Below are 14,384 nucleotides of genomic sequence, written 5' to 3'. Positions count from 1 at the left end.
CTTCGCGATGCCCCGGAATGACGTGGTGAGAGAGTGCGCGCGGCCTAAGTCCCCACCTTCGCGTCCTGGATCGCCTGCCAGATCTTCACCGGCGTCAGCGGCGTGTTGAGCTGGGTGATCCCGACCTCGCTCAGCGCATCCATCACGCCGTTGGTGATGCAGGGCGGCCCGCCGATCGCGCCCGACTCGCCGCAACCCTTGGCACCGAGCGGATTGGTCTTGCACGGCGCGGAGGGATCGAGCGTCACCGTGATCGGCGGAACGTCGGAGGCGCGCGGGATGCAATAGTCCTGATAGCTTGCGGTCAGAAGCTGACCTTCCTCGCTGTAGGCCACGCTCTCGTACAGGGCCTGGCCGATGCCCTGGACGACGCCGCCATGCACCTGCCCCGTCACCAGCATCGGATTGACCGCGACGCCGACGTCGTCGACCGTGGTGTAGCGCACCACCCGCGTCACGCCGGTCTCGGGATCGATCTCGACCTCGCAGATATGGGTGCCGTTCGGCCAGCTCGGGCCGTCGACATTGCCCTCGCTCTCGACCGAGAGCTTGGCGCCGCTTTCCTTCTTTGCGATCTCGAACAGGCTGATGCGCCTGTCGGTGCCGACCACGGTGAGGAAGCCGTCGCGATACTCGATGTCCCCGACGGAGGCTTCGAGCAGATGGGAGGCCTTGTCGCGCGCCTTGTTGATCATGTCATTGGCGGAGACCGCAACCGCGGTGCCGCCGACGTACAGCGAGCGCGAGCCGACGCTGCCGAAGCCGGTGGCGAGATCGGTGTCGCCCTGGATGACGTCGATCTTGTCCATGGCAATGCCGAGCGTATCAGCGATCATCTGGGTATACGTAGTGGCGAGGCCCTGCCCCATCGCCATGGTGCCGGAGTGCAGGATGACGCGGCCTTCGGCGGTCGCATGCAGCGAGACGTTTTCGGTGTGGGCGCGGCCGCCGGTCCATTCGATGTAGCTGGTCAGGCCACGGCCGTAGAGCAGGCCTTTCTTCTTCGCCGCCTTCTTGCGCGCGGCAAAACCGTTCCAGTCGGCCAAATCGGATGCGCGCTCCAGCATGTGCGCGAAGGCGCCGGAGTCATACACCTGCCCGACCGCATTGGTGTAGGGCAGTTGCGCCGGCTTGATGTAGTTGACCTTGCGGATGGTGCGCGGGTCCATGCCGATCTGGCGCGCCGCGGCATCGAACAGCCGCTCGACGATGAACACCGCCTCGGGCCTGCCGGCGCCGCGATAGGCGCCGACCGGCGCGGTGTTGGTCATGACAGACTTCACCTCGAAATGCACCAGCGGCAGATCGTAGACGCCGGTCTGCACGAACGGGCCGAGCACCAGCGGGATGATGTTGGCGGTACCCGACGAGTACGCGCCGGTGCCGCCGATCGAGCGCACACGATAGGCCAGCACGCGGCCCTTGGCATCGAGCGCGAACTCGCCGGTCGAGGTGAGGTCGCGGCCGTGGGTGCCGCCGACGAACTCGTCGGTGCGGTCGCCGCGCCAGCGGATCTTCTCGTTCAGCTTGGTCGCGGCGTAGGCGACGATGCCGTCTTCGGGATAGAGGCTGGTCTTCTGGCCGAAGCCGCCGCCGATATCGCCGACCAGCACGCGCACGCTGTCCTTCGGCCGCTTCAGGATCGATTCCGCCAGGAGATCGCGGGTCGAGCCCGGGGTCTGCGACTGCACGTGGAGAATCAGCCGTCCGGTCTTCTTCTCGATCTCGGCAATGGTCGAGCGCGGCTCCATCGCCGACGGCACCAGGCGCTGGCTGACCAGGTCGAGCGACACCTTGTGCGCGGCGCCGGCAAAGGCCTCCTCGACCTTGGCCGCGTCGCCATAGCTCATCGCGGCCACGATGTTGTCGGGCGCCTCCGGCCAGACCGCCGGCGCACCTGATTTGATCGCCTCGACCGGATCGACCACCGAGGGCAGCACCTCGTAATCGACCTCAATCGCTTCGGCCGCGGTCTGCGCCAGCACGCGCGAGGTCGCGACCACAGCCGCGACACCCTCGCCGGCATAACGCACAACCTCGTGCGCCAGCAGGCGCCGCGGCGGCACGGTCATCGGCGAGCCGTCCGGCCGCTTGAAGATCGCCAGCGTCGGCAGCGTGCCGATATCGTCCTTCACGAGGTCCGCGCCGGTATAGACCGCCTTGACGCCGGGCATCTCGAGCGCCGCCTTGGCGTCGATCGACTTGATGTTGGCATGGGCATGCGGCGAGCGCAGCACGTGCAGCCAGAGCGCGCCGTCCTGCGGCTTGTCGTCGATGAAATGCCCCTTCCCGGTGAGCAGCCGCTGGTCCTCGAGACGCTTGACCGGCTGGCCCGCACCAAAACGCATATTGCCGGGAAGAATGTTCATCGGAGGGTCCTTGATTTCAGAAATTTCGGCGGGTTTTAACGGATTTTCGGCGCGAGACAACACGCCCGGAAACGACGACGTAATGCGCCTTATGCAACGCGCAAGCCAGCTTCAACCGAGATCGCGCAACGCGGCCTCGACGACCTTGCGCTGCTCGGCCGCGAGCGGCGCCTGCGGCGGCACGGGGTCGCCGACATCATAACCCTGGATCGCGAGCCCGGCCTTGATGCAGGCGGCGAGGTTGAAGCGGGCGAACGCCTCGTTGATGCGCCAGAGCTTGCGCTGCAGGGCCATCGCCTCGTCCCAGCGGTTGCGCCGGCACAGATTGTAGAGCTCGACGCTCTGGCGCGGGATGATGCAGGCAGGTCCCGCCATCCAGCCATGGCCGCCGATCAGCATCACCGCGGCCGGAATATGGGCGGAGGCCGCGAACACTTTCAGGCTGTCGCCGCAGCGGTTCATGATCGACAGCAGCCGGCCGGTGTTGGTCGAGGCGTCCTTGATGTAGCCGATCCGCGGATGCGCGGCGAGGCGCGCGATGACGTCGAGCGTGAGGTCGGAGCGCTGGAAATTCGGATTGGTGTAGATCACGACCGGAATGTCGACGGCGTCGGCAATGGCGCGGAAATAGGACTCCACCTGCGCGTCACCGAGCGGAAAATACGCCTCCATGATCGCGAGAATGCCGGCAGCACCGCGCTTCTGATAGGCCTTGGCCTGTGCCACCGCATCCGCTGTCGAGGTCGAGGCGACGCCGGCCACCACGGGCACGCGGCCCTGCGCGGCCTCGATCGTGGTCGCCACCACCTGCATGCGCTGCGCATTGTTGAGATAGGCGAACTCGCCGGTCGAGCCGAGCGGCGTCAGCCCATGGACGCCGGCCTTGATCAGATCGTCGCAGAGCCGGCCCAGCACCTCGGTGCGGACATGGCCGGCGGGGTCGACCGGGGACACCAGATACGGAAAGACGCCGTGAAAGTCAGCCATTTGCAAGCCTCGTTGACGGCGAGACATAATCGGGATCGTGCGCAAAGGGAAGCGGCTCGCCGTTGCGCAGGGCGCCGAGCACAGCTGCAAAGTCGGTTACCGCGCGGAAACCGAGCAGCCGCTCGGCCTTGCCCGCGTCGTAGATCCGGCCGATCGAATGCGGCAGATGCCAGCCCCGACGCGCAAACAGCGCCGGCGCATCGGGGAAAGTGCGCGCGATCACGCCGGCCGCGTCGATCTTCAGGGCCGCAACATCGCTGCGCGCAAACGGCGTCGGCGCGCTGATCACGAACACCTCGAAGCCGCGGATCTTCTCCAGCGCCACGACATGGGCATCGGCGGCATCCTCGACCGTGAGACGGCGATACAGCAGCTCGACCGCCTTCAGGTTCTCGCCATGGATGCCGCGGATCGTGTCGTCGTCTTCGGGGAAGAAGCGGCTGGTGCGCAGCACCGCGCAGTTCAGCCCATGCTCCCGGCTGTACAGCCGGCACAACCCTTCGGCGGCGAGTTTTGTAACTCCGTAGATGTTGCGCGGCTCAAGCGGCCCCGAGCTCTCGTCGAGCCACACCGCCGCGTGGCCTTCGTCGTCGCGGATCGCCTGCGAGATCATCAGCGATGTCGTCGAGGTGAACACGAAGCGGTCGTGGCCGGCGGCAGTCGCCGCCTGCAGCAGATTGAGCGTGCCGGTGATGTTTACGTCGACAAAGGCCTGTGGCGAGAACCGCGCGATGTCGGGCTTGTGCAGCGCGCCGCCATGGATCACGGCCTCAATGCCGTGATCGCCGAACACTCGATCGACCACCATCCGGTCGGCCACGGAGCCGACCACATTGGTCGCCCCGCCTGGGACGACGTCGAGGCCAGTCACATCATGACCGGCCTGTCGAAGCCGCGGCGCAAGGAAACGGCCGAGCCAGCCGGAAGAGCCGGTCAACAATACGCGCATGAATTCCGCCCGGCCCCGTGCCCTCAGAACACCTTGGCGATCGCCGCCTGCGCGTCGCCCTGGATCTGTTTCAGATGATCCGGCCCGCGGAAGCTTTCGGCGTAGATCTTGTAGACATCCTCGGTGCCGGAGGGACGGGCGGCAAACCAGCCGGCCTCGCTCTCGACCTTGATGCCGCCGAATGGCTGATCGTTGCCCGGCGCCTTGGTGCGGACCGCGCGCACGGCATCGCCGGCGAGCTCGGTCATGTTGAGCTGCTCGGGCCCGAGCGCCTTCAGCGCATTCTTCTGCTTCGGCGTCGCCGCGACATCGATGCGCTCGTAATAGGGCACGCCGAGTTCGGCGGTCAGCTCGTTGAACAATTCGCTGGGATCACGGCCGGTCTTGGCGATGATCTCCGCCGCCAGCAAGCCGAGGATGATGCCGTCCTTGTCCGTGGTCCACGCCGAGCCGTCGCGCTTCAGGAACGACGCGCCGGCGCTCTCCTCGCCGGCAAAGCCGAAGCCGCCGCTGCCGAGCCCTTCGACGAACCATTTGAAGCCGACCGGTGTCTCGACCAGCTTGCGACCGAGCTTCTTCGCCACGCGGTCGATGATCGAGCTCGACACGATGGTCTTGCCGATCGCGGCGTCCTTGCTCCATTGCGGCCGGTGCGCGAACAGATAGGCGATCGCGGTGGCGAGGAAGTGGTTCGGGTTCATCAGCCCGTTGGAGCGGGTGACGATGCCATGGCGGTCGGCATCGGTATCGTTGGCAAAGGCGACGTCGAACCGGTCGCGCATCCCGATCAGGCTCGCCATCGCATAAGGCGACGAGCAGTCCATCCGGATCTTGCCGTCCCAATCCGCGGTCATGAAGCGGAAGGTCGGATCGACTGCATTGTTGACGACTGACGCGTTGATGCCGTAGCGCGCGATGATCGGCTGCCAGTAATGCACCGCCGCGCCGCCGAGCGGATCGATGCCGATCTTGACGCCGGCGGATTTGATCAGCGCCAGATCGACGGTGTTGCCGAGATCGGCAACATAAGGCGTGATGTAGTCGTGCAGATGCGTGGTCGCGGCCTTGCGCGCGCGATCATACGGCATCCGCGCGACACCCTTGAGGCCGGCCTCGATGTAGCGGTTGGCATTCTTCTCGACCACGGCGGTGACGTCGGTGTCGGCGGGGCCACCATGCGGCGGATTGTATTTATAGCCGCCGTCCTCCGGCGGATTGTGTGACGGCGTGATGACGACACCGTCGGCAAGGCCCGTGCTGCGTCCCTTGTTGTAGCTCAGGATGGCATGCGAGATCACCGGCGTCGGGGTGTAGCCGCCCTGCGCGTCGATCATGATCTCGACGCCGTTCGCCGCGAACACCTCGACCGCGCTGGCCAGCGCCGGCTCGGCCAGCGCATGGGTATCGATGCCGATGAACAGCGGACCGGTGAGGCCCTTCTCGCGGCGGTAGTCGCAGATCGCCTGCGTGGTGGCGAGGATGTGGTTCTCGTTGAAGGAATTCTTCAGCGACGAGCCGCGATGGCCGGAGGTGCCGAAAGCAACCCGCTGAGTGGGATCGCCGGCGTCGGGCTTGCCGGCGAAATAGGCCGTGACCAGCCGCGGCACATTGGCAAGCGCTAAGGGATCGATGGGTTTGCCGGCGGCAGGATTTGGTGCAGTCACGTGACCTCTCAGATCTGGTATCGCCGACCATCAGCACAACGAGTAATACTCATTGCGCAACATCCTGGCGTGCTACCATGGCGGCTTACCTTCAATCAAGCCGACGGCTTTTCGTTCCGTGCCGTCAGCGGCAATCCGCTACTCGACGTCGATCTGCTTTACCTTCTCGCGCAGTTCGTCGACCAGCACCCGCTTGTTCTCGGTGTAATCGATCGGCACCACCACGAGATGCACGCCGCCGCCGGCGAACGCCCGCTCCAGGGTCGGCACGATCGCTTCCGTGCTCTCGATCCGCGAACCCTTGGCGCCGTAGCTTTCGGCATATTTGACGAAATCCGGATTGCCGAAGGTCAGGCCGAAATCCGGGAAATGATCGACCGCCTGCTTCCAGCGGATCATGCCGTAGGCGGAGTCCTCCAGGATCAGGATCACCAAGTTGAGCTTGAGCCGGACTGCGGTCTCCATCTCCTGCGAGTTCATCATGAAGCCGCCGTCGCCGCAGACCGCGAGCACGCGGTTCTTCGGATACAGCATCGCCGCCATCATCGCCGACGGCAGGCCGGCGCCCATGGTGGCGAGCGCGTTGTCGAGCAGCAGCGAGTTCGCAAGCAGCGTGCGGTAGTTGCGCGCGAACCAGATCTTGTACATGCCGTTGTCGAGCGCGACGATGCCATCCTCGGGAATGACCTGCCGCACATCGTGCACGATGCGCTGCGGCGTCGGCGGCCAGCGGCCCTCAGTGGCGCGATCGGTGATCTTCGCCAAAATGCCTTCGCGCAGGCTGAGCAGCGCGCTGGCATGCGGCAGCTTGCCCTCGAGCCGGTCGGCGAGCAATTCGAGGCTCGGGCCGACATCGCCGATCACCTCGGATTGCGGGAAATAGACCTGCTCGACCGTCGCCGGCGTGTAGCTGACATGGACCACCTGCGGCCCCTTCGGCCCCATGATGAAGGGCGGCTTTTCGATCGTGTCGTGACCAATCGCGATGATCAAGTCGGCGCGGTCGATCGCCTCATGCACATAGTCGCGCTCGCTCAGCGCAGCGGTCCCCATGTACTGATTGGTGCCGCCTGATACCGTGCCCTTGCCCATCTGGGTGGTGAAGAACGGGATCTTGGTCCGCCGCACGAAGTCGCCGATCCCGGCGGTACTGCGCGGCCGAGATGCCGCTGCACCGAGCATGATCAGCGGACGCTGCGCCCTCAGGATCATGTCGGCGGCACGGTCGAGCGCGGCGGCGTGCGCGATCGGAATTTCGATCGGATGCGGATGTACGATCTCGACCGGGGCAATCTCCTCGCGCGCGATGTCTTCCGGCAGTTCGAGCAGCACCGGCCCCGGCCGCTCCTGTGTTGCGATCCGGAAAGCGTCACGGACCAGCGTCGGAATGGTCGCGCCGCTGACGATCTGCAGCGACAGCTTGGTCAGCGGACGGAACGTGTTGACGATGTCGACGATCTGGAACTTGGCCTGCCGACTGCTCAGGATGCCCTTCTGCCCCGTGAGCATCACCATCGGCATCGCGCCGAGCAACGCATAGGCCGCACCGGTGGTGAGGTTGAGCGCGCCGGGGCCGAGCGTCGTCATGCAGACGCCGGGCTTTCCGGTCAGCCGGCCATAGGTCGCCGCCATGAACGCTGCGGCCTGCTCGTGGCGGGTCACGATCAGCTTGATCGAGGATTTGCGCAGGCTCTCGACGACGTCGAGGTTCTCCTCGCCGGGGACGCCGAACACCCGTTCCACGCCCTCGTTCTCGAGGGCCGCGACCAGCAAATCGGAACCTTTGACCATCTCAGCCTCGCATCGTTGCTTGCATGCCGCGCTCGGAGCATAGCCGCATCGCGCGCCGCCGGAAACTCCCTCGCGAGCTCACGGCCTGTGCGCCTTGATCCAGGCCTCAGTGGCGGGCAGCACGCGCGCGGCGAGATCGGCTGAGATCGCAATCGCCTGCACGGATCGCGCCACCATCACCCGTCCGCCGGTGGTCGATTGCGACGGGGCAAAGGCGGCCAGTTCCGCCGCGTGGGCCTGATCGGTAAAATTCGTCATGAAGTTCGGCACGAACTGGTCGCGGAAGTTCGGCCCCTGCCTGGCCAGCAACGTGTCGAAATTGCTCCGGACAAAATCCCAGGCGAGCTGCGGCTGCTCGCCTGCCCCCGCAACCGTGCCGATCATCCCGGTCACGATCGTATCGGGCAATTCGCCGGTCAGCGTCAGGTCCAGCGTCGCGCGTGCCAAATCGGCATCGCGCGCGCTTGCCGCGGCGAAATAATAGCGCAGCCGCTCATTGGTCGCCGTGCTCTTGCGCGCCAGCGCCAGCAGCCTGTCATAGGTTGCTCGATCGGCCGTGATACCGACGACGTGGGTGACCGCATCGCGCAACGTGGTTGGCAGCGAATTGGGATCATCGAGGAATGCCGCAAAGCGCCGCTTGGCTTCCGCGACGATATCTGCGTCACCGAGGTCGCCAAGCGTCGAGATCAGGCTTGCGCGCAACAGCGCGGTGTCGTCGTCGGCGGGACCGTGTCCGTCCCATCCGATCCGATCGAACACCGGGCGCAGCTTGGCCCGGGCATAGGCCTGGATCACACCCCGTTCGCTGCGGTCGCGCGACAGCCGGTTCAATGCGGCAAATGTCGAGATGACCTGATCCCACACTGCGCGATGGTCGCCGGCATCGAGCGCGTCGAGCAGCGCGAGATACGACGGCGCCTCGGCGCGGCCCGCCTGCACCAGCGCCCAGCTGTCGGTGACGACATTGAGCCGGTCGACGACCTGCATTTGCGGGAATGCGTTCAGCAATGCGGCACGGTTCTTCGGGCCGTATTCGACCCTGTAGTAGCCGACGTCGCCGAGATTGACCTTGATCGCATCGCCGCACGCGCCGGCCGGGACATCGCCGCTGCCCTTCAGCAAGATCTCGTCAAAGGGCTTGCCGTGCGCCGGTCCCACCGCGACCGGGATCTGCCAGTTGCGGGCCGGCAGCGGTGGATCGTTGGCCGGCGCGATCACGAAGCGATCCTGGCGCAACGTCAGACGCTGCGCCGTGCCTTCGCAAGCCGTCTCGGCGACGACCAGCGGCACGCCATCCTGCTCGGTGAAGGAGGCGGCAATGCCGGTGATCGGCTTGCCGCCGGACGCCTCGAGCGCCTGCCAGAGATCGGCCGTGGTGGAATTGCTGTAGGCATGCGCGGCCATGTATTTTCGGATGCCGTCGCGGAACGCCTGCTCGCCGAGATAGGTCTCGAGCATGCGGATCAGGGCCTGGCCCTTGTTGTAGGTGATGGCGTCGAACGCCGTGACCGCTTCGCTGTGATCGGCGATCGGCTGCTGCACCGGATGTGAGGTACGGCGCGCATCGAGCGCCATGGCAAACTGCTTCGCGCTGGTGCCGTTCAGCCAGCTCTGCCATTGCGGATAGAACTGCTCCGAGGCCTTGGTCGCCATCCAGCTGGCAAATCCCTCGTTGAGCCAGAGATTGTCCCACCACGCCATGGTGACGAGGTCGCCGAACCACATATGCGCCATCTCATGCGCGATGATGCCGAAGATGCCGCGCCGCGCGGTCTCGGCATTGGTCGCGGGATCGAACAGCAGCCGGCTCTCGAAGAAGGTGATGCCGCCCCAGTTCTCCATCGCGCCGCCGAACCCGCCGGGAACGGCGATCAGATCGAGCTTCGGCAGCGGATATTTCACACCGAAATAGTCGTTGTAATAGCCGAGCAGTTTCACGGCGCTGTCGAGCGCGAACCGGCCCTGCCCGCTCTTGCCCTCGGTGGTCACCACGCCGATGGTGACGCCGCCGGCATCCGCCGTGACCCGTTCGAGCTCGCCAATCGTGAGCACGAACAGGTAGCTCGACATCTTCGGCGTCGGCGCGAACGCAACCTTCTTGAGATCGCCGGCTCCCGGCACCTCGCTGGCGACGGGCATGTTGCCGACCGCCAGCAGATTGCGCGGGATCACGACGGTCAGCGCAAAGCTCGCCTTGAACGACGGCTCGTCCCAGCACGGGAAGATTCGCCTTGCATCGGCCGGCTCCAGCTTGCTGGAGATCAGCCGCTTCATCCCGGCCGGGGTCGGATAGTCGACGACGAACAGGCCGGTGCCGAATTTGTTGATCTGCGCCGTGAACGCGATGCGGAGCTTGTGCCGGCCCACCGCCAGCGGCTTGGCGAAGCTCAGCGTCGCGGTCTGCATAGCGGCGTCGGTCGTCACCTCCGCGCGCTGTGCGTTGTCATCGATCGTGGCCTCGGCGAAGGTCGTGCTGATCGCATTCAGCGTCAGCTGCGCGGTCGCCTCGCGCACCTCGATGTCGATGGTCTCCACCCCCGGCAGAGCGAGACTGGTGAGATCGGGCGTCAGCTCGATCGCGTAGCTCAACGGGACGACTGTCTTCGGCAGCTTTCCGGGTGTGCCGTCGAACGAAAAGGTCTGCTCGGCCCGCGCGCCTGCGGCCATCGTCAGCAACAGGCCGATTGCCGCGGCAAGGCGACGCAGCAACGAGGTTCGGACATGGGTTGCGGGCTGGTTCATCGCGCAGCTCACCGGGGCTCGGGATTTTCGGATGTCATTGCGGAAGGACGTAGCAGGCAATCTAGTAGAGAACATGTCGCCACAGAACTGACAACTGCGCGACATTGATCGGCGCGTGTCTGCTACGGCACGCCTCCCGGCCCTTGTTGCTCAACCGCGGTGTGGAAGGCTAACCTGCGACCGGCATTCCAGCCGCAACGTCCGGCGACGGGAGACAGCTATGTTCGGAAAATTCTCGCGCCGGCAGTTTGCGGGCCTTGCGGGCCTCTCGGCGCTCGGCCTGTCGGCGCCGGCCGAGGCCGCGAACCGTGCGCCGCGGCCGGACGGCGCCAATTTTCCCACGGGATTCGTCTGGGGCACCGCGACCTCGTCGTACCAGGTCGAGGGCGCGGTCAATGAGGACGGCCGCGGTCCGTCGATCTGGGACACATTTACCCACACATCGGGCAAGATCGAGGACGGCTCGACCGGCGATCGCGCCAACGATCACTATCACCGCTACAAGGAAGACGTTGGCCTCATCAAAAATCTCGGCGCCAGGGCCTATCGTTTCTCGATCGCCTGGCCGCGGGTGTTTCCCGACGGCGGCGGCACGCCGAATCCGAAGGGTCTCGACTTCTACAACCGCCTGGTCGATGAGCTGCTCGCGAACGGCATCGAGCCCTATGCCACGCTCTATCACTGGGACCTGCCGCAGGCGCTGCAGGACCGCGTCGGCGGCTGGCGCTCGCGCGACACGTCGAAGGCGTTCGGCGACTATGCCGGCTATGTGGCGCAGCGATTGACCGACCGGGTGAAGAACATCTTCACCCTCAACGAGGTCGGGCGTTTCCTCCCCTTCGGCTACGCCCTCGGCGTCGACGCGCCGGGGCTGAAACTGCCGCCGGCCGAGGTGAACCAGGCGCGCCACCACGTCGCGCTGGCGCATGGGCTTGCGGTGCAGGCGATCCGCGCCAAGGGCCGCCCCGGCACACGGGTCGGGCCCGCCGAGAACATCACCGCCTGCGTGCCCGCCATCAACACGCCGGAGCACATCCGCGCCACCGAGATCGCGACCCGCGAACTCAATGCGGGATTCCTCGGCGTCCTCCTCGAAGGCAAGTACACCGAGGGCTTCCTGCAATATGCCGGCGCCGACGCGCCCAAATTCACCGCGGAGGAGCTGAAGATCATCTCGCAGCCCAACGATTTCGTCGGGCTGAACATCTACGCGCCACACTGCTACGTTCTCGCCACCGACAGCGCACCGGGCTGGAAACCGCTGCCGATGCCGGCCTCCTTCCCGCACATGAATTCGGATTGGCTGCGGATCGCGCCGGAGACGATCTACTGGGCGCCGCGGATCGCCGCCAAGCTCTGGAACATCAAGAGCATCTATATCAGCGAGAACGGCACCTCCGGCGAGGACAACGTGCAAGCGGACGGGCAGATCTACGACCTCGACCGCATCATGTTCCTGCGCAACTACCTCGCCCAATTGCAGCGCGCGACCGCCGACGGCGTTCCGGTCCACGGCTATTTCCTGTGGAGCCTGATGGACAACTTCGAATGGATCTTCGGCTATGCGAAGCGCTTCGGCCTGTACCGGGTGGATTTCGAAACCCAGGCGCGGGTGCCGAAACTGAGCGCGGCGTTCTACCGCGACGTGATCGCGCGCAACGCGATCGGGGTGTGATCACCCGGCCTGCGGCCGCGCACCGGACCACGCGCGCCTGAGCAGATCGCTGATGCCACGCTCCTCGATCGGCCGCGGATTCCAGTAGGGATTCCTGATCGCGAGCGCAGCTGCCTTTGCAATGCCGTCCTCGGGCATGCCGATCCCCGCGAGCGAGCGCGGCGCACCGAGCCTCGACGACAGATCGAACAGGCCATCGGCTGCGTCAGTCGTCCCAAGCGCCCGCGCGGCGCGGCCGATCGCATCGCGCGCCGCCGGCGTGTTGTAGGCGATGGTGTGCGGCAGCAGCACCGCATGGGTTTCGGCGTGCGGCAGGTCGAACAGCGCACCGACGGTGTGGCAGAGCTTGTGGTGCAGCGCCATGCCGACAGTGCCGAGACAGACCGCGCACAGCCACGCGCCATAGAGCGCGTCCGAACGCGCATCGAGATCGCGCGGCCGTTCAATCACGTCCGGCAGCGACGATGCGAGTTTTGCAATCGCTTCCTCCGCCATCAGCGCGGTGATCGGATTGCCGTCCCGCGCATACAGCGCCTCGGCCGCATGGGCGATCGCGTTGAGGCCTGAGATCGCGGAGAATTTTGCCGGCATCGAGAGGGTCAGGTTGACGTCGTAGATCACGGCTTCGGGCAGGATCTTCGGCGACGACCGCGTGGTCTTGACGCCATCCACGGTCTCGCCGAGCACCGCCGTCATCTCGGAGCCGGCATAACTGGTCGGCACGACCAGTTGCGGCAGGTCGGTGCGCAGCGCGATCGCCTTGCTGAGGCCGGTCGCAGCGCCCGCGCCGATCGCCACCACGCCGTCGGGCTTCAACTCGCCGACCAGCTGCATCGCGCGCTCGGTGACCGCGACCGGCGTGTGCACCACGGCGCCGTCGAACACGCCGGCGATGCGGCCGCCGGCCAGGCCTGGGAGATCGCCGAGTTCGGCCTGCTGTCGCCGGCTCGCCAGCACCAAAGCGCGCTTGATGCCGAGGCGGTCGAGTTCATCGGCCAGCTGCGCGATCGTGCCGACCCCGAACACGACCCGCATCGGGCTGACTTGATAGGTGAACGCTTGCGGCATGGTGATTTCCAAAAACGTTGGTCAGCCGCGGCGCCAGTCGCGCGGCGTGCAGCCGAAGCGATGCCGGAAGCGCCGGGTGAAGTGCGACAGATCGGAGAAGCCCCAGTCGAACGCGATGTCGCCGATCGCGCGCCCGGCGATCGCGGGATCCTTCAGGTCGCGCGCCGCACCGTCGAGGCGACGGTCCATCACATGGCTGGCGAATGTGGTCCCGGCGCGCTCGAACAGTTTGTGGACGTAACGCTCGCTGATGCGCACGGACAAAGCAACCGTCGCAGCGGTCAGGCCGGGCTCGCGCAGCCTGGAGTCAACCGCGCGGCGCAACGCGATCCAGGTCGCTTCCACGAGGCTGATCGGCTCTGTGCCGCGCCGTCCGTCGCGCGACAGGCTCAAGGCCACGAGATCGAGCAGCACGCCGAACAGCTGCGCGCTCTCCTGTTCCGGCATGCTGGCCGCTGCGGAATTGAGCGCATGGGCCGTCTCCACGATCAGATGGCCGACCAGCGGGTCGTCCGATACCCGCGCCGGCTTGAACTCGAACGATGGCGGCAGGCGGTCCCGCAGCAGCTGGGTCGGGACCCAGAAGGACGCCACCTGCAGCGACGGCCCGTGACTGTGGCGCAGTGCGAACAGCCGTTCACTGTCGAATATCCCGACCTGTCCCGGCGACAGATCGACGCCCCGCCCTCCCTGTTCGATGCGGCAGCGGCCGGCGAGCTTCAGATTGAGATAGAAGCAGCTGCTGCTCGACGCGGCGATATCGCTCGGCGAGCGGTGCACGAGGTGGCCAGGAAACTTGACGCGATTGATGGCACCTGCGCCCAGGGCGACCCTTTCGATCCGGGCGGCAAAGCTCGATCTGTCCGTCGGCTCCGGCGTCAGCTTCATGAACACCTGGCAGATCGCCTCACGGTAGTAGGCGAACTGTTCGGCAGGCCGGACATCCTCGGTGTTCCAGGCGAGGCTCCGCGCGCGATCCGGGGGAGCGATTTGCTGCATCAGTTCACTCCGAAGCCATTCCAGTGCGGCCTCAGCCAAGCGCAGCCGGCCCGACAACCGCAATATCCGACAAACAGTTGCACGAACCTCGCGCCTAAAGAGGAAGCGAGCGTCGATCGATCTAACCAAACCCGTCG

At 65.9% G+C, this 14,384-nt stretch carries 9 protein-coding genes; 1 reads left to right on the top strand and 8 read right to left on the bottom strand.

The genetic code is table 11. The features are described from left to right. Positions 1 to 44: 44 nt before the first annotated feature. From AAFG07_RS08340 to AAFG07_RS08315, 6 genes are all read right to left on the bottom strand, one after another. Positions 45 to 2,369 carry a xanthine dehydrogenase family protein molybdopterin-binding subunit gene (locus tag AAFG07_RS08340; RefSeq protein WP_342726839.1) on the bottom strand — a complete coding sequence of 775 codons (2,325 nt, stop codon included), beginning with the start codon at positions 2,367 to 2,369 and terminating at the stop codon, positions 45 to 47. 111 nt (positions 2,370 to 2,480) lie between these two features. Beyond that, positions 2,481 to 3,356 carry a dihydrodipicolinate synthase family protein gene (locus AAFG07_RS08335; RefSeq protein ID WP_342726838.1) on the bottom strand — a complete coding sequence of 292 codons (876 nt, stop codon included), beginning with the start codon at positions 3,354 to 3,356 and terminating at the stop codon, positions 2,481 to 2,483. Then, complete coding sequence (locus AAFG07_RS08330) at positions 3,349 to 4,305, bottom strand: NAD(P)-dependent oxidoreductase (RefSeq protein WP_342726837.1); 957 nt, start codon at positions 4,303 to 4,305, stop codon at positions 3,349 to 3,351. Before AAFG07_RS08330 ends, AAFG07_RS08335 begins: the two co-directional genes overlap by 8 nt. Before the next feature lie 23 nt (positions 4,306 to 4,328). Then, positions 4,329 to 5,969: a phosphoglucomutase (alpha-D-glucose-1,6-bisphosphate-dependent) gene (gene pgm, locus AAFG07_RS08325; protein ID WP_342726836.1), complete on the bottom strand. Its 1,641-nt coding sequence runs from the start codon at positions 5,967 to 5,969 to the stop codon at positions 4,329 to 4,331. 138 nt (positions 5,970 to 6,107) lie between these two features. Next, the gene (locus AAFG07_RS08320) at positions 6,108 to 7,760 is read right to left on the bottom strand and encodes an acetolactate synthase large subunit (protein ID WP_342726835.1); all 1,653 of its coding nucleotides are present in this window, start codon (positions 7,758 to 7,760) and stop codon (positions 6,108 to 6,110) included. A 78-nt stretch (positions 7,761 to 7,838) separates the two neighbouring features. Then, the gene (locus tag AAFG07_RS08315; RefSeq protein ID WP_342726834.1) at positions 7,839 to 10,505 is read right to left on the bottom strand and encodes a M1 family metallopeptidase; all 2,667 of its coding nucleotides are present in this window, start codon (positions 10,503 to 10,505) and stop codon (positions 7,839 to 7,841) included. A 220-nt stretch (positions 10,506 to 10,725) separates the two neighbouring features. Here AAFG07_RS08315 and AAFG07_RS08310 point away from each other — a divergent pair, with 220 nt between their 5' ends. Beyond that, complete coding sequence (locus AAFG07_RS08310; protein ID WP_342726833.1) at positions 10,726 to 12,180, top strand: GH1 family beta-glucosidase; 1,455 nt, start codon at positions 10,726 to 10,728, stop codon at positions 12,178 to 12,180. Here AAFG07_RS08310 and AAFG07_RS08305 read toward each other — a convergent pair whose 3' ends face one another. Together AAFG07_RS08305 and AAFG07_RS08300 are read right to left on the bottom strand one after the other, a co-directional pair. After that, positions 12,181 to 13,248: a maleylacetate reductase gene (locus tag AAFG07_RS08305; RefSeq protein ID WP_342726832.1), complete on the bottom strand. Its 1,068-nt coding sequence runs from the start codon at positions 13,246 to 13,248 to the stop codon at positions 12,181 to 12,183. It lies immediately after the preceding gene. Between the two features lie 21 nt (positions 13,249 to 13,269). Continuing rightward, complete coding sequence (locus AAFG07_RS08300; RefSeq protein ID WP_342726831.1) at positions 13,270 to 14,247, bottom strand: helix-turn-helix domain-containing protein; 978 nt, start codon at positions 14,245 to 14,247, stop codon at positions 13,270 to 13,272. Positions 14,248 to 14,384 lie beyond the last annotated feature (137 nt).

It is taken from the genome of Bradyrhizobium sp. B097 (genome assembly GCF_038957035.1).
Classification (GTDB): domain Bacteria; phylum Pseudomonadota; class Alphaproteobacteria; order Rhizobiales; family Xanthobacteraceae; genus Bradyrhizobium.
The sequence above is the reverse complement of the archived record's forward strand: the minus strand, read 5'-3'. Positions and strand labels throughout refer to the sequence as shown.